Source organism: Maribacter luteocoastalis, assembly GCF_048890225.1.
GTDB classification, from domain to species: Bacteria; Bacteroidota; Bacteroidia; order Flavobacteriales; family Flavobacteriaceae; genus Maribacter; species Maribacter luteocoastalis.
The window spans coordinates 1-18,739 of record NZ_JBMFZG010000005.1; the positions used below are offsets into that span (position 1 = coordinate 1).

Below are 18,739 nucleotides of genomic sequence, written 5' to 3' on the forward strand. Positions count from 1 at the left end.
GTCCGTGAAGTCGTACGTACCGTCGCCATTGTCCACAAGGGCCACCGTCCCCGCTGCCGCATTGATCTCATCGATCGCCGCCTGTACGTCCGTAGCCGTTAGGCCAGAGGCCGTGTTGTCATATGGGTTGGAGCTCGCGTTCGTGTCTATCGTCTGGGTAGCGCCGCTCTCGTCCGTATAGGTATACACACCGTTCACAGGGGCGGAAAGCGTCGAGATAGACGTGTCGCTGATCGTGGTCGTGTTGCCGGAAGCGTCCGTGAAGTCGTACGTACCGTCGCCATTGTCCACAAGGGCCACCGTCCCCGCTGCCGCATTGATCTCATCGATCGCCGCCTGTACGTCCGTAGCCGTTAGGCCAGAGGCCGTGTTGTCAAAGGATACTTCGGAAGCTATTTGGTTATCCGTACCCTCAAATGTTGTGGCAACACCATCCTCATTTGTATAGGTGAAAGTGTCATTACCATTATCAACCAAGGTGGTAATTACTTCTGCTGGAAGGTTTATAAATGTTGGAACCCCAGTTTCGTCAACATATAACAACTCTCTAGTAGTGGGATTAAAACTTAAACTTCCGACATTAAGCGGTACGCTTGTAAGATTATTATTTTCATCAAGATATTCTAAAGTATTTCCATTTAAGGTAATTGAAGTCAATGACTCTGCCGGAAGAACTGCCGTTATGGGCGCACCACCATCCTCAAGCTCCAAAGTAAGTGTACGTGTAGCCGTATCATAACTAAAATCCAACACTTGTTGGTTGTCTGTATCTGTAGATGATGTCAACTCCCAAGAATCCCCATCCCAAAAATAGATAGTTCCTGTCGCCGTGTTCACATACAAATCCCCAAGATCTGCCCCTGCTGGAGTTATAGCTCCAGGAGTAGTAACATCGGTACCCTGCAATACCTCACAGTTACACTGGTCCTCTAGAGTAACGGTAGTCTGGGCAAATGCAACTCCGGACAACATTAAAGTGAATGTTGCCATAATGATCTTAACGGCACTATTCTTGGTTGTAATAGTCTGGCTTTTCATACTTTTAAATTTCAATTCCATTTTCAAAAACATTGTAGTCTCCTAAACTTCTATTTCTTGGCTGGTTATAAATCACAATAATCATTTCAAATAGTTTGAACCGATCTATACCAATTACATTCTACAAATATTCATTTTAAGAGTTGCTTGTTAAAATAATTGTTGTGTAAACAGAAATTTGTAATGTATAGCTAGACAAACATGAGGTTTAGCATCTAAAAAAATACCATTTAAACCGATACACTTTATCGAAGAGCCATTGCTATATAAGGGATTACAAGAGTGTAACGAAGTACCTAAAATGAAAAAATCCGCTATTTTCATGATAGCGGATTTGTTTTAAGAATGTGGTGTCTTTGTATTTTATTTATGGATTGAAAAAATCAAAATCTTTCCGAAATAAATACTGGTACTTTTGATCCATATGGGCCTTTGCCTTTCCTTAATAAACCAATCATCAAAACAAAGGGTATATTAAAGGTACAATCGATTAGTTTATTGGTTTTTTTACACGATAGGTAATACGCCTGTTCGTAATAATGGTATATGCCTTTATTTTACTAAATGGGGAAAACTCTGAGGTTGAGTTTGAGATAGTTGCTGTTGTGGTAATATCCGACCCTAAATCTATTCCTACAGGCAAAGGAATGGTAAATGTAAACATGTTGGTATTATCTGTATTACCGTCTACATCTGTATATAAAGATGTATTCGTATTCATATCATCTACGCTACCCTCTGTTCTTGTTGCCAAATAAACCTGTCCCTCACCATAATCTGATGATAATCCTAATTGATTATCCCCTAAAGTAGCATTTCCTCCATGTATATCTGTAGAAAACAATTCTATAATGGATCCTGCCCTGGCCCAACCGGTGATTACCATATTAGAACCAGATTTATAAACTGTAGAGATTACTGGAAAATTAAGCAAATTGTTTGGTCCAGAATCTGCATCACCACTATCATTTAAGGTGACACCATCGCCGGAAAGATCAATTCCCAATGCCGGGTTATTGGTACCATTGGCATAAAACGAGTTTTGGCTTATTAAATTACCGTTACCTGAACCTACCACAGAAATTCCTGCACCTCCGTTAGAATGAATTATATTATTAATAATTTGCGAATTACTTCCGGCCAACTCAATACCCATATCCTTTACTTGTGGCCCACATAACCCACCATCTTGGCCTGATCCGGTAATCGTATTTTCAGTTATGAGAACATTTCCAGTAATTGAGGCAGCATCCATACCTAATGAAGCAGCATTCTCAATTAAATTCTGTTGAATAACAATCCCCGAACCAGAATTAAGCATAATATTGTCATTACAGGCTGTACTGCCATTTGTAGTAATATGATTGTTTTGTATTACGTTAGCTGTTCCACCATCAATTAAAATACCTGAATCCGTATTAGTGGCTATATAATTAGAATCAACCAATATGTCCCCACCACTATTTTCTACACCAATTTTTATGCTACCTGCATTGCTGCCTGTAGCATCTACTCCTAATACGTTTTCCAAAATACTCGCAGATCCACTGTTGACCAATATCGCTGCGTTATTATTGGCATAAATAGCTACATTTCTTATTGTTGTATTATTGGCATTTATCTTAATGACATCGCCATTATCGCTGTGAATCTGTATTTCAGGCAAATCATAATTGGGCAAAACGGACATGTTGGTACCCACAGTGCTTCCACCGCTTCCTACCGTCCCCGTATTGGTGTCGGCCGAATATGCAGTCTGTGTTCTTCCGTCAATACTAGTATTATCTGCAGTAATATTAGAAAATGGATTACCATTCGTTACAAAAATATCAAAGTAATTGCCGTTAAAATTAGCATCCGCTGTTCTGCCTTGAGCATCACCTGAGGGTGGAATCATAAAAATAGAAGTATCAACTCCGGCAGCAGGGTCAAAAATGCTGTTTGCTTCAATATCCAAACCTATTTCATCTAGATTATTTGAATTGACAATGAACTGTTCTAATGACCCTTGCCCATCAATATTTGTATTTACAATCGTATTAAAATTGAAGCCAAAATCTATATTACCAACACCTCCTAAAGCAATAACAATAGAAGATACTGTTTGCGCACCAGTTAGGACACCCACATTACTATCTGCCGAGGTTGATGGATCCGCACCTCCAACCTCATTGACAACTTCATTTCTAGTGGAGCCATCATATGATGTCCTAAAGGTTTGTACAGCATAGCAGGTACTACAGGAAGCGCCACCGCCCCTATTTGATTTTATGGTGGAATTGACAACCCTAACCGTGTAATTACCATCTGCCATTCCTCCAAATGCATAGTCCCCAGAGGCATCTGTAACAGTTGTATTTACTAATGCACCAATAGTATTGTAGAGTTCTACCGTAACTCCCTCCATAGGCAATCCGGATGAATCAGCTAGGTTTCTACCATTTCCTCCTGGATAATTTATATCTTCAAATACGGTACCCGATATTAAATTTGAGGGCACCCTTAATAATACTGCACTTGATATAACCAAATCTTGTCCTACATCTATATTTGCTGTAACCTGTGTATCTGTAGCGGTAATAAAGGATGAAATGTCATACGTATCTAAATCAAGTCCATAAATGTTGTTATTATTGACTCCTGAAGGACCATCATATATCGTTGAATTATAAACATTGTTCCCCGTTTGCCCCCCATCACCTGAAAGTACATTGGTAAAACCCAATTGATTTGTTATAGAAAGTTCTTCTGGATTAGTTGATCCCGAACTAGAACCGTCTAAAGTAGCATCTCCTTCATAGGATAAAAATGTGGCTTTACTACCAGCAGGACTTATCGCATAGAAATTATCTAACGTAAAAGAAGTTCCAGCGTTTGAAGTAATATCAAAACCATAATACAAATTTAAAGTTGAAGCCGGTAAACTAGCTTCCTCATAAAATATCATTAAGGACCAAGCCCCCAAAACGGTGGCAGAGGCACAGTAATCTCCCCCGTTATCTATAGTTAGATCTGTTACGTCGTATGTATTTGTACTAGGATTAGCTATTGGCAAGTCATTAAATATTGAAGTAACATCAGAGACATACCCATAAAACTGAACGTCAGCGCCAAGTGCTGCATTAAAAAAAGATGCGCCATAGATTACATCTGCCTCTACCGATTGACCTTCAAATGTCACAAAATTATCTGGATTACTATTGGAATGTGCCCAGTACAAATATGCTTTTTGTATTGTTGCCCCTGCAGGAATTACTGAAGTTACCACACCAGAAGAGGTGGTCGTAATTGCACATGGATCAGATGCATTGGATTGTGTTCTAAATGTGCCTCCCGCTACCGTATAATCAAAATTTCCATTTAAATCATCAAATAAAGTCAAAGGAACATCTTGCGGAATAGGTGGGTCGCCATCTGTAATTGTAGCTGTTCCAAAATTGGCTATGTCAACATTATTGGTGGCATTTGACAAATTAAGGTAAAACTCCTCACTATTCTCGCCAAACGTATTATCTATTAAAGTAACTACTACCGTTCTTGTTTCACCCACCGTACCTGAAAACGAAAGTGTTCCAGAAGTTGAGGAATAATCAAAAACATTTTCCGCCGTACCATCTGAGGTGTTGTAATCTACCGTAAAAGCCCCTGTTGTGGAGCCATTATAGGTTATTGTAAATGTTGCCGTACCAGTTTCTTCGGCTACAGAGATATCATTAACAGATAAATATGATGATGAACCACTGTATCTTACCTGGGTTCTTGTCCCTCCATTAGTTGATTGACAGTTAAATCGATTTAGCAGTACCCTAACTTGTCCTGTAATAGGAGAAATAAAACTAATTTCAGATTGCGTTGTCGCCCCAAAATCATCATTATAGGCTATGAAATTACCACTGGTATCATGTATAGTTAGTTGTGTGTCCCAACCTGTCAAGCCAACAGTACTAACTGTATATAACCCATTAGCAACTACATTCATTCTAAAGTATCTCCCTCCTTGAAAACTTCCGGTAAACTGATCGGAGCTGGTTGGAGTTACAATAGTACCTGTATCTATCCCTCCAAAACCACATTGTGCATTAGCGGTAGACACAAGAGCCAAAAAAAATACTGAAAATATTACGAGGGATTTTTTCATACTAAAAATTGTGATTTAAACAATACCATATTGTTGTATTAACAAATGTATGTTTAGATCTTTAGCTTTGATATTTATTGTTGTGAAAGGGCTAATCGATAATATGTAGTAAGAGTGTTTTGTGGTAAGTCAAATCAAAACAATCTTCTTTTTTCAACTTATTTAAAACAAAAAAAACAGCTTAAAATGCAGTTTTTTTGTTTTATTTATGATAACTTTCTGTGTTTCTATTCAAGAATAATAAACTCCGAACGTCTGTTTACATTGTGTTTTTCTCTTGTACATGAAACACCATCAGCACATTCGTTCAATAATCTACTCTCGCCATAACCCTCACTTACCAACCTATCTTTAGAAATACCTTTTCTTATCATATAGTTTATGGTTGATTCCGCCCTTTTTTGAGATAGCCATAAATTATAGGCTGCAGGTCCCCTACTGTCTGTATGGGAATTTACCTTTAATTTTAAACTTGGATATTTTTCCATAGCCGCAATTACCTTCTCTATTTCGACCTCTGAATCTTTACGGATATCATATTTATCAAAATCAAAATAAATGGTACTTAGTTGTAATAATTTGGCCAAATCATCTCCAAAACCAGCAGTTATACGGTCACGTTCTAGATAAAAATCTATAATTTTCGGCTTACCATCAGAAACACCAATGTATTCTTCATAAGGGATATACCCTTCCATTAAAGCCCTCACAAAATTACCTTTATTGCAATCTAATGTCAGGCTGTATTCCCCTTTTGAATCGGTAATAGTCGAAAGTATTTCTTCATTATTTTCATTGATTACCTTTATGGTTGCCCCAACCAACAGCTCATTGGATATTTTATCACGTACCGTTCCAGTAATTTGCTGTATACAATCAAAAACCAAGGGTTCCTTTTCTATAAAACTGTAGATATCATCATATCCCAAACCGTCTTCCCTATTTGAGGCTACATACCCATCTCTTGTGGCCTCATTGAAAATAAATGTAAAATCATCGAATCTACTATTTACCGGTTCGCCAACATTTAAGACTTTACCTGTAAAATCTTGTCTTTTTATTTTAGTTGCAAATACATCCAGACCTCCTAATCCAGGGTGACCATCTGAAGAAAAATACATTATCTCCTCAGAAGTTACGAAAGGAAATGTTTCACGTGCCTCTGTATTAATATTAGGTCCTAAATTTACAGGTGTGCCAAAAGTCCTATCATTATTTATGGCAACCATAAATAAATCGGATTGTCCAAACGTACCTGGCATATCTGATGCAAAGTAAAGGGTCTTCCCATCTGGACTTAAAGCGGGGTTAGCCACAGAATACGAATCGTTATTAAATGGCAATTCCTCAATTTCTGACCAAGTCCCATCTATATATTGAGCCCTGAAAATTTTAAGCCTAATAATTCCTTTTTCATCTTTTTGGTATTTTCCTTCAACCATATTATTTCTGGTAAAATAAATGGTTTGACCATCTTTTGTTACTGCCGATGTAGATTCATGTAACCTAGTATTGATTCTATTGTTCCTTTTGGCAACAATATCCTCTGTTGTCTGTGTTCCCGGTAAATCTTCCACACCATCATTGTCAATATCCATATCCATAGTAATAAGATCCTTGCTACCGATAACATCTATCTTAATTACCTTGTTTAAAGATATACTATCAACATCTACCCGGTACAAATCCAAAAAATCCTTTGCGTTCCATGTATGGCGATATCTAGCAAAATTACCTGTATCCCTATCTGAAGAAAAAATAAGACCCTCTTTATAATAAGATGGAGCAAAATCTGAATATGGAGAATTGTACGCGAAGGGTTTTAACTCATACCTACCTGAATTCGCTTTTATCTCAGCTACATAATCCCTTTCATTTGTATACGCTGCCGCACGTGCATCATTAGTGGTAATTTCTGTAAACTTTGCCATGACCTCATTAGAACGCCAATATTCTCCTAATGATTTAAGTGATTGGGCAAATTTAAAATAATCCTCTGGCGTAACACTTTCAGGATAATATTCAACTAATCTGCTATAGGTTTCCGCGGCTTCCTTATAATCGGAATTGAAGTAATAAGCGTTGCCTAAATTCTTTAATAAGCCTGAAGAACTATACCCTTTGTCCAAAACCTTTTTGTAAATATCTATGGCAGGACTAAAAGAATACTCTTCATATTTTTGATTTGCCTTATTTAACAATCTTTCCTGTGCAAATGTATTTACACAAATGAGTAATGCGATTATAAAAAACTGGGCATGTATTTTTTTTATCATTTGTTGATTCATGTTAGAAAAAACGTGGAGAAACTAATCTTTGGAATGATTTAACCAATTCAAACCTTAAGAACACCTCAAATGAACCATCATTGAACCGGGTCCCTCCTAACTCTGTCGTTTCCTTATCATATGCGAGTCCAAGCATAAACTGGTCTGATATTTGAAAGCCTGCCATGGCACTCAAAGCTGCATCCCACCGATATGCCGCACCAAAGGTAAATTTATCATTAAACATAAAATTGGCGGAAATATCTACTTGCAAAGGAGCACCTCCAACCACTTTGGTCAGTATTGCCGGTTTAAATTTCAGATTGCCATTTAAATCGAAAACATAACCAGTTATGAGGTAAAAATTAATTCGTTCTTTAGATAAGAATTGCACCGTATTCGCATCTCTTTGTGAGTTGTCAAAATGTTCCGTTTGTAATAAATTTGGAGCAGATAAGCCAGCATAAAATTTATTGGTATGATAATATAGTCCTACACCAAAATTAGGGGAAAACCTATTTTCTATATTATCGGAATTTACAGGTTCTGAATCAAAATTTCTGAGCTTGGTAAAATCAAAGTTTAGTAGGTTTCCACCTGCCTTTAGTCCAAATGACAATTTACCCTCTAGGGAAACATCTATAGTATAAGAAAGTACCGCGTCAAAATAGGTTTCTTGAACTGTACCATCCCCAATCTCATCATTCACAATTGAAAGACCATACCCTAATTTACTGTTTCTAATTGGAGAATGAAGGTTTAACGTTTGTGTAGTGGGCGCCCCATCCAATCCAATCCATTGAGCCCTATATAATGCTGCTATACTTAATTGTCCCCTAGATCCGGCATAAGCAGGATTTACACTCATGGTATTAAACATATACTGGGTATATTGGGCATCTTGCTGTGCGAATAAAACACCCAAACCAAGTATTGACAATACTAAAAAAACATAATACCTATTGTTGATATTCATAAAGTTATGATATTATCTGCTTATGTAAATATACTCACTATCCACTATATTTTCTCCGTCTAGCGTAGTGTAATCAAATATGTAAAAATATATTCCTGAAGGCAAATAGTCCTCTACACTTAAAGTTGACCTACCTCTAGATCTTCCGTCAAATACGTTGTTTTGATTATTATAATTTTCGCCTTCATAAACTGCTACACCCCATCTGTTGAAAATTTTCAATGAACTTTTACTTATATTTTCAACACCTCTTATGAAAAGAAAATCATTTCTACCATCTGAGTTAGGTGTTACAAATTGATTTACCTCTATTTTTTGAGTTGTTGTTTTAATTACAGTAATGGTTACCGTTGCCGTATCACAGTTGCCCATGGTATCACAGACCGTGTACCCAAAACTGTCCTCACCGTTATAGCCATCGTTAGGGGTATAGGTGACCGTGTCATCGCTGATATCGTCCGGTGTGCCGCCATAGTTCACCTCCAAGGTTCCGTTGCCTGGCTCCAAAAACGACAAGGTCCCGTCACTTGGGATGCCCGTGTCATTGTCCAAAATTGAGATCTCCACAGGTGTATTTTCATCCGTGGTCGCCACATCGTCAACAACATCCAACATTTCAGGAGTGCCTACCGTAATGGTAACCGTTGCCGTACCGCAGTTGCCCATGGTATCACAGACCGTGTACACAAAACTGTCCTCACCGTTGTAGCCATCGTTAGGGGTATAGGTGACCGTGTCATCGCTGATATCGTCGGGCGTTCCGCCATCGTTCACCTCCAAGGTTCCGTTGCCTGGTTCCAAAAACGTCAAGGTCCCGTCGCTTGGGATGCCCGTGTCATTGTCCAAAATTGAGATCTCCACAGGTGTATTTTCATCCGTGGTCGCCACATCGTCAACAACCTCTAACATTTCAGGAGTGCCTACCGTAATGGTAACCGTTGCCGTACCGCAGTTGCCCATGGTATCACAGACCGTGTACCCAAAACTGTCCTCACCGTTGTGGCCGTCGTTAGGGGTATAGGTAACCGTGTCATCGCTGATATCGTCCGGTGTGCCGCCATCGTTCACTTCCAAGGTTCCGTTGCCCGGCTCCATAAATGTCAAGGTCCCGTCACTTGGGATGCCCGTGTCATTGTCCAAAATTGAGATCTCCACAGGTGTATTTTCATCCGTGGTCGCCACATCGTCAACAGCATCCAACATTTCAGGTGTGCCTACCGTAATGGTAACCGTTGCCGTACCGCAGTTGCCCATGGTATCACAGACCGTGTACCCAAAACTGTCCTCACCGTTGTAGCCGTCGTTAGGGGTATAGGTAACCGTGTCATCGCTGATATCGTCCGGTGTGCCGCCATCGTTCACTTCCAAGGTTCCGTTGCCCGGCTCCATAAATGTCAAGGTCCCGTCACTTGGGATGCCCGTGTCATTGTCCAAAATTGAGATCTCCACAGGTGTATTTTCATCCGTGGTCGCCACATCGTCAACAACATCCAACATTTCAGGTATATCGGGATCTAGGTAGTCGGGTGTTCCATCTGCATCGGTATCATCATTGGTCGGGTCTCCATCATTGTCACCATCCTCATCCGGTGTGTCGATACCATCGCCGTCATCGTCCAGGTCGCGGTAGTTCACATCCTCCGTGCCATCCGTATCGGGAAGGTCGTTGGCAGGGTCGTCTATCTCGTCGTTAACGTCGAAGCCGTCATTGGTGTCACTGCCCTCGTAGCCATCGTCCAGCCCGTCGCCGTCCGTATCCGTTCCGGTATAGGTTTGGTCAGGCACCCCATCAAAGTTGAAGTCGTTCCCCTCGTTGTTGTCCGGGACCAAATCATTGTCAGTATCACCGTCCAAATAGTCCAGCGCGTCCACACCGTCGGTGTTCACCGGGTCCAGTCCGCCAATATATGCACTGTTCACGCCATTGTTGGAAGCATAGGTGGCCGCATCGTCATTGTTAGGGGCTACATAACCAGAGGTAGTTTGTGCCTCTACGTTGTCCGGGATACCGTCATTATCACTGTCGATGTCCAAATGGTTAGGGTAACCATCACCATCACTGTCCAAGGCATCCGTAAGCGGGTCGTTGTCCCCATCTAGGTTAGGGTCCTCTGTTGTGTCCAAAAGCCCATCATTGTCATCATCTAGGTCGGTACTGTCCGGAACACCATCACCATCGGTGTCTGTTCCCGGAGTGTCCGGATCTAGGTAGTCGGGTGTTCCATCTGCATCGGTATCATCATTGGTCGGGTCTCCATCATTGTCACCATCCTCATCCGGTGTGTCGATACCATCGCCGTCATCGTCCAGGTCGCGGTAGTTCACATCCTCCGTGCCATCCGTATCGGGAAGGTCGTTGGCAGGGTCGTCTATCTCGTCGTTAACGTCGAAGCCGTCATTGGTGTCACTGCCCTCGTAGCCATCGTCCAGCCCGTCGCCGTCCGTATCCGTTCCGGTATAGGTTTGGTCAGGCACCCCATCAAAGTTGAAGTCGTTCCCCTCGTTGTTGTCCGGGACCAAATCATTGTCAGTGTCACCGTCCAAATAGTCCAGCGCGTCCACACCGTCGGTGTTCACCGGGTCCAGTCCGCCAATATATGCACTGTTCACGCCATTGTTGGAAGCATAGGTGGCCGCATCGTCATTGTTAGGGGCTACATAACCAGAGGTAGTTTGTGCCTCTACGTTGTCCGGGATACCGTCATTATCACTGTCGATGTCCCTAAAATCTGGTTTTGTATCAGAATCATTATTCACAGGATTAATACCGCCACCATATATGTCGTCTAATCCATTGTTATTGTTATCCAGACCTGAAGGAGCGATATAACTATTTATATCCTGACTTTCAATATTATCAAGAATTCCATCATTATCACTATCAATATCTCGATAATCTGGAATACTATCCCCATCGGTATCAATTGGATTTAGTCCATCTTCATATGCATCATCTATATCATTTTGATTTGCATCACCTATAGGGGGTATATAACCTTCTGTAGTTTGGGCCTCGACTTTGTCTTTAATTCCGTCGCTATCAGAATCAAAATCCCTAAAATCAGGAAACTCATCATCATCAGAATTAATGGGGATCAAACCAAAAATAATACCATTTTCATAGGCATCATCTAAACCGTTATTGTTACTGTCAATTCCTAATGGAGCGATATAGTTATCATAAGGTTGTGCTTCTATATTATCTCTGATACCATCAATATCTGAATCTATATCCAAATAATCAGGTATTCCACCTTTCCCTACTCCAGCATCAGTATTGATAGGTACAATACCAAAACCATAGGCACCTTCATATGCATCATCAAGACCATTCCCATTGACATCTTGTCCAAGTGGTGCCACGTATGCAGAAGTAAGTTGAGATTCCACATTGTCCAAGATACCATCGTTATCAGAATCTAAATCCAAATAATTTGGTATGGAATCTCCATCACTATCCGTGGGATTGGTCAAATGATTATTATCACCATCAAGGTTCTGATCTTCAACAGTATCCAAAATACCATCATCATCATCATCCAAATCAATATTATCAATCGTGTAAATTTTTACATTTCTAACAAAAGATAAATGTCCTAATGTTAATGCATATGAATTACTAAAAAATAGTAAAAAGAAAATTAAACTACGAAATAAAGTATTGGTCAATGGATTATAATCATTACCATTCTCCAAAAACATATTTTTTTTCATAAATGATAGTTTTTATACAACTAATCACCATGACAGGTAGGAGCGTAATTAAGTAAGGAATGGGACTTCCAAATGAAATACTATGCAAGATAATTGTTAAATACATAGCCTCTACTCATTTCGGATAAGTTGTTAATAATTCTCCATGAATAACTGAAAACTCCATACGAAATCACTGTTAATTGAACAATTGATAAGAAACAGACAAGACTTTTGGGTCACAAAATTTGTTGATAGAAATAGTGTTCTTTTATTAAAATGAATATAAAACTCTATAAATCCAGTATTTTTGCACTAAATTTTAAAGAATGACCTTTAAAGAACAAATAGAAAAAAGGCGAACATTTGGCATTATCTCGCATCCAGATGCTGGTAAAACAACACTTACAGAAAAATTGTTGCTTTTTGGAGGAGCCATTCAGGAGGCAGGTGCAGTAAAAAACAATAAAATTAAAAAATCTGCCACCAGCGATTTTATGGAAATTGAAAGACAAAGAGGAATCTCTGTGGCTACTTCCGTATTGGCTTTTTTGTATAAGGATAAAAAGATAAACATACTAGATACACCTGGACACAAAGACTTCGCAGAAGATACGTTTAGGACCCTAACCGCAGTTGATAGTGTAATTGTAGTAATAGATGTTGCCAAAGGTGTTGAGGAGCAAACTGTAAAACTGGTAGAAGTTTGTAGAATGCGGAATATTCCGATGTTGGTTTTCATTAACAAACTAGATAGAGAGGGACAGGATGCTTTTGACTTATTGGATGAACTTGAACAAAAATTGGGTTTATCCGTTACACCACTAAGTTTTCCTATTGGAATGGGTTATGATTTTAAAGGAATCTATAATATCTATGAAAAAAATATAAATCTCTTTAGTGGCGACAGTAAAAAAAATATAGAAGAGACTATTGCTTTTGATAACATTGAAAGTCCTGAATTAGAAAAAATTATTGGCACCAAAGCCGCAAAAGATTTACGAGATAATTTGGATTTGGTCTGGGGGGTATATCCAGAATTTGACAAGGAACTTTACTTGCGTGGTGAGCAACAACCCGTATTTTTTGGATCAGCATTGAATAATTTTGGAGTGCGTGAGCTTTTGGATTGCTTTATTGAAATTGCACCTTCTCCAAAGCCAAAAATGGCAGAAGAAAGACTGGTGAAAGCTGATGAAAAAGAATTGACAGGGTTTGTATTTAAGATACATGCCAATATGGATCCCAAGCATAGGGATAGATTGGCATTTGTAAAAATAGTTTCTGGTACATTTGAAAGGAACAAACCTTACCTACATGTTAGACAAGGAAAAAAACACAAATTTTCAAGTCCAAATGCCTTTTTTGCCGAAAAGAAAGAAATTGTGGACATCTCCTATCCTGGTGATATCGTTGGTTTACATGATACTGGTAATTTTAAAATTGGTGACACCTTAACAGAAGGTGAAATACTTCATTATAAAGGCATACCAAGTTTCTCTCCAGAACATTTTAGATATATAAATAATGCTGATCCAATGAAATCTAAACAATTATACAAAGGCATTGACCAACTAATGGACGAGGGTGTAGCTCAGCTATTTACTTTAGAAATGAACGGTAGAAAGATAATTGGAACGGTTGGAGCACTCCAATTTGAAGTTATACAATATAGACTTGAGCACGAATACGGTGCAAAATGTAGTTATGAAAATTTCCCCGTGTATAAAGCATGTTGGGTCGGTACAGAAAACACTAAGAGTGAAGAGTATAAAGAATTTATAAGGGTAAAGCAAAAATTCCTGGCAAAAGACAAAAGGGGACAATTGGTATTTCTTGCTGATTCTCAATTCTCTTTGCAGATGACCCAACAAAAATACCCATCGGTAAAACTACATTTTACTTCAGAATTTGAATAAATAAAAAAGCCCACTTATAAGTGGGCTTTTTTATTTATGCTTCTCCCGTTGGACCAAAATTCAAAGGTATAGCAGGTTGTTCATAATCCTTAATTGTACCATGGGCTTTTTCAAAGCGTTGAACATTGTCACTTAGCGCTTTTAAAAACTTCTTGGCATGTTGAGGGGTAAGTACTATTCTACTTTTCACCTTTGCCTTAGGTGCTCCAGGCATAATACTAATAAAATCTACCACAAATTCAGAAACGGAATGATTTATTATGGCAAGATTAGAGTAAATGCCCTCTGCCGTTTTTTCATCCAATTCTATATTTATTTGTTTTTGATTCTGATTTTTGTTTTCACCCATAATATATAAAAATGATTTTATAACCAAAAAACCCTCATAGAATGAGGGCTTTTTGTATTAGAATCTTAAGGCCTCTTTTCTGGCCATTATTTCATCATATTCCTCTTTGGAACCAACAATTATGTTATCATAATCCCTCATTCCAGTCCCAGCTGGAATTTTGTGACCAACGATTACATTTTCCTTAAGACCTTCAAGTGTATCTATTTTACCACTTACAGCAGCTTCATTCAATACTTTTGTAGTCTCTTGGAAAGAAGCTGCAGAAATAAATGACTTAGTCTGTAAGGAAGCTCTTGTAATACCTTGCAGTATTGGTGTGGCCGTTGCTGCAACTGCGTCACGAGCTTCAACCAATGCTTTGTCCGCACGTTTAAGAAGCGAGTTCTCATCCCTTAATTCCCTAGGTGTTACAATTTGACCTGGTTTTAAGTTCTCAGAATCACCAGCTTCCATCACCACCTTCTTACCAAATATTTCATCATTTTCTATAATGAAATCATCCTTATGAATCAATTGGTTCTCTAAGAAGATAGTATCACCTGGATCTACTATTCTAACCTTACGCATCATTTGTCTTACAACAACCTCAAAGTGCTTATCATTAATTTTCACACCCTGTAATCGGTATACTTCCTGTACTTCGTTAACCAAATATTGTTGTACGGCAGATGGACCTTTTATTGCTAAAATATCCTCTGGAGTTATCGAACCATCAGATAACGGCATACCTGCCCTTACATAATCATTCTCTTGAACAAGTATCTGGTTAGAAAGTTTTACCAGATATTTCTTAACCTCTCCAAGTTTAGATTCAATTATAATCTCACGGTTACCTCTCTTAATCTTACCAAAAGAAACAACACCATCAATTTCTGATACAACAGCAGGATTAGAAGGATTACGAGCCTCAAACAACTCGGTAACTCTTGGAAGACCACCGGTAATATCCCCTGCTTTAGCAGACTTACGAGGTATCTTAACCAAAATCTTACCTTCTTTAATTTTATCACCGTCATCTACCATTAAATGCGAACCTACTGGAAGGTTATAGGAACGTAATGTTTCACCCTTACCGTCTTGGATAAGTAATGTTGGTATTAGTTTCTTGTTTCTAGATTCAGATATTACCTTTTCTTGGAAACCTGTTTGCTCATCTATCTCTACCTGGTAAGTTACACCTTGTTCAATATTCTCATAAGCAATTTTACCTGGGAACTCGGAAACAATGACACCGTTGTATGGATCCCAAGAACAAATAACATCACCCTTTTGAAGCTTTGCACCGTTTTCAACGAACAATTGCGAACCATAAGGTATATTGTTTGTACTTAAGACAATACCAGTTTTAGCATCTACAATTTTAATTTCTGAAGTTCTTGAAATTACGATTTCTGTAGGTTTACCCTCAGCATTCTCACCTGTAACCGTTCTTAAATCTTCAATCTCCGCTATACCAGCAAACTTAACCTCTAACTTGTTCTCTTCAGAAATGTTCCCGGCAATACCACCAACGTGGAATGTTCTTAATGTTAACTGAGTACCTGGCTCACCGATTGATTGTGCTGCAACAACACCGACTGCCTCACCTCTTTGTACCATTTTATTTGTAGAAAGGTTTCTACCATAACATTTTGCACAAATACCTTTTTGGGCCTCACATGTTAGTGCAGAACGCACTTCCACTTTCTCTATTGGTGATGCCTCAATTTTCTTAACATCAGATTCCATTACTTCTTGACCAGTTGAAAGTAAAAGCTCTTCAGTAATTGGATCGTAAACATCATTTAAAGAAACACGACCAAGAATACGTTCCCCTAAGGTCTCCACTATCTCTTCGTTCTTCTTTAAGGCTTGAACTTCAACACCTCTTAATGTCTCACAGTCTTCAATATTAATAATTACATCTTGAGAAACATCAACAAGTCTTCGCGTTAAGTAACCAGCATCCGCCGTTTTTAAGGCAGTATCCGCAAGACCTTTACGTGCACCGTGTGTTGAAATAAAGTATTCTAGAATTGACAACCCTTCCTTAAAGTTAGAAAGAATTGGGTTTTCAATAATCTCACCACCACCAGCGGTAGATTTCTTAGGTTTGGCCATTAGACCACGCATACCTGTTAACTGTCTAATCTGCTCTTTAGAACCCCTTGCACCAGAATCCAACATCATATACACAGAGTTGAAACCTTGCTGGTCTTCACGAATTCGCTTCATAGCAAGCTCAGTAAGCATTGCATTAGTTGATGTCCAAACGTCAATTACCTGATTATATCTTTCATTGTTGGTAATAAGGCCCATGTTATAATTGGCCATAATACCTTCAACTTGACCGTTCGCATCAGCAATCATCTCATGCTTTTCCTTTGGTATAATAATATCTCCTAAACTGAAAGAAAGGCCGCCTTTAAAAGCAAACTCATAACCCATAGTCTTGATCTTATCCAAGAAATCAGCAGTAGTCGGCACATCGGTTACAGCCAAAATATCCCCAATAATATCCCTTAAGGATTTTTTATTCAATACTTCGTTGATAAACCCAGCTGCCTCAGGAACTTCCATATTAAATAAAACCCTACCAACTGTGGTTGGTATAATTTTATAAACTAAATCTCCTTCATCATTAAAATCTTTTGCCCTAACCTTGATTCCCGCATTTAGGTTCACCATACCTTCATTAAAAGCTATCTCTACCTCTTCTGCAGAATAAAAAGTTAAACCTTCTCCCTTAATTGGAACCTCTGGTGTTGATTTGCGTTCTTTGGTCATATAGTAAAGACCTAAAACCATATCCTGTGAAGGTACCGTAATTGGAGAACCGTTCGCTGGGTTCAATATATTATGGGAAGCCAACATCAACAATTGTGCTTCTAGAATTGCTTCTGGACCCAATGGTAAATGAACAGCCATCTGATCCCCATCGAAATCCGCATTAAATGCTGTACATACCAATGGGTGAAGACGAATTGCCTTTCCTTCAATTAATTTAGGTTGGAATGCCTGGATACCCAATCTATGCAATGTTGGGGCCCTGTTCAATAGAACTGGATGTCCTTTTAAGACATTTTCCAGAATATCCCAAACTACAGGCTCTTTCTTATCTATTATCTTTTTGGCTGACTTAACTGTTTTAACGATACCCCTTTCTATCAATTTTCTGATTACAAAAGGTTTGTATAGTTCAGCCGCCATATCCTTTGGAAGACCACATTCGAACAATTTCATTTCAGGCCCAACAACTATAACAGAACGAGCTGAATAATCAACACGTTTACCAAGTAGGTTCTGACGGAAACGACCTTGTTTACCTTTTAAGGAATCAGAAAGAGATTTTAATGGCCTATTCGATTCAGTCTTAACAGCAGAAGCCTTTCTTGTATTATCAAAAAGTGAATCTACAGCCTCTTGAAGCATTCGCTTCTCGTTTCTTAAGATAACTTCAGGAGCTTTTATCTCAACCAACCTTTTTAAACGGTTGTTTCTGATGATAACCCTTCTATATAAATCATTTAAGTCTGACGTAGCAAAACGACCACCATCTAAAGGAACTAAAGGACGTAATTCTGGTGGTATAACCGGAATTACCTTCATAATCATCCACTCTGGAAGGTTTTCACGATTTTCTTGTGATTCCCTCAAAGCCTCAACAACCTGTAAACGCTTTAAAGCCTCGGTTTTTCTTTGTTTAGAAGTTTCTGTATTCGCTTTATGTCTAAGCTCAAAAGAAAGCTCTTTTAAGTTGATTCTGCCCAATAGGTCAATCAAACATTCGGCACCCATTTTAGCGATAAACTTATTAGGGTCTGAATCTTCTAAGTATTGGTTTTCCTGTGGAATAGATTCCAATATATTTAAATACTCCTCTTCAGTCAAGAAATCCATCTTATTGATTTCTTCCCCTTCAGGACCTTTAGCAATACCTGCTTGGATTACTACATAACGTTCGTAGTAAATAATCATATCCAATTTTTTGGATGGCAACCCAAGAAGATATCCTATTTTATTTGGCAATGAACGGAAGTACCAGATATGTGCAACAGGAACAACTAGGTTTATATGCCCTACTCTATCCCTTCGTACTTTCTTCTCTGTAACCTCCACACCACAACGATCACAAACGATACCTCTATAGCGAATTCGCTTATATTTACCACAAGCACACTCATAATCCTTTACAGGACCAAAAATACGCTCACAGAACAAACCATCACGTTCTGGTTTGTGCGTTCTATAATTAATTGTTTCGGGCTTTAAAACTTCACCTCTGGATTCTGCCAAAATTGCTTCTGGAGAAGCCAATCCGATTGAAATTTTATCAAACCTTTTTATTGGGTTATTATCTTTTATTCTTGCCATAAT

At 38.8% G+C, this 18,739-nt stretch carries 7 protein-coding genes and 1 pseudogene; 1 reads left to right on the forward strand and 7 read right to left on the reverse strand.

The annotated features are described in order from the left end of the window. The 5 genes and pseudogenes from ACOCEA_RS10665 to ACOCEA_RS10685 form a co-directional block, all read right to left on the reverse strand. Nucleotides 1–1,038 (reverse strand): annotated as a pseudogene (locus ACOCEA_RS10665) (hypothetical protein); the annotation flags it as partial. Nucleotides 1,039–1,528: 490 nt separating this feature from the next. After that, nucleotides 1,529–5,176: a beta strand repeat-containing protein gene (locus tag ACOCEA_RS10670; RefSeq protein ID WP_420756233.1), complete on the reverse strand. Its 3,648-nt coding sequence runs from the start codon at nt 5,174–5,176 to the stop codon at nt 1,529–1,531. Nucleotides 5,177–5,403: 227 nt separating this feature from the next. Next, nucleotides 5,404–7,452 carry an OmpA family protein gene (locus ACOCEA_RS10675; RefSeq protein WP_420756234.1) on the reverse strand — a complete coding sequence of 683 codons (2,049 nt, stop codon included), beginning with the start codon at nt 7,450–7,452 and terminating at the stop codon, nt 5,404–5,406. A gap of 13 nt (nt 7,453–7,465) precedes the next feature. After that, nucleotides 7,466–8,419 carry a PorP/SprF family type IX secretion system membrane protein gene (locus ACOCEA_RS10680; RefSeq protein ID WP_420756235.1) on the reverse strand — a complete coding sequence of 318 codons (954 nt, stop codon included), beginning with the start codon at nt 8,417–8,419 and terminating at the stop codon, nt 7,466–7,468. Between the two features lie 12 nt (nt 8,420–8,431). After that, a complete protein-coding gene (locus ACOCEA_RS10685) occupies nt 8,432–12,133 on the reverse strand; it encodes an Ig-like domain-containing protein (RefSeq protein WP_420756236.1) in 3,702 nt (1,233 codons plus the stop codon). Nucleotides 12,134–12,441: 308 nt separating this feature from the next. On the opposite strand from ACOCEA_RS10685, the gene ACOCEA_RS10690 reads away from it, so the two are divergent. Beyond that, nucleotides 12,442–14,031, forward strand: a complete 1,590-nt coding sequence (locus ACOCEA_RS10690) for a peptide chain release factor 3 (protein ID WP_420756237.1) — start codon at nt 12,442–12,444, stop codon at nt 14,029–14,031. A 34-nt stretch (nt 14,032–14,065) separates the two neighbouring features. Here the strand turns inward: ACOCEA_RS10690 and ACOCEA_RS10695 are convergent, their stop codons facing one another. Continuing rightward, complete coding sequence (locus tag ACOCEA_RS10695) at nt 14,066–14,380, reverse strand: DUF3467 domain-containing protein (RefSeq protein WP_420756238.1); 315 nt, start codon at nt 14,378–14,380, stop codon at nt 14,066–14,068. Between the two features lie 57 nt (nt 14,381–14,437). Then, the gene (rpoC, locus tag ACOCEA_RS10700) at nt 14,438–18,736 is read right to left on the reverse strand and encodes a DNA-directed RNA polymerase subunit beta' (protein WP_420756239.1); all 4,299 of its coding nucleotides are present in this window, start codon (nt 18,734–18,736) and stop codon (nt 14,438–14,440) included. Nucleotides 18,737–18,739 lie beyond the last annotated feature (3 nt).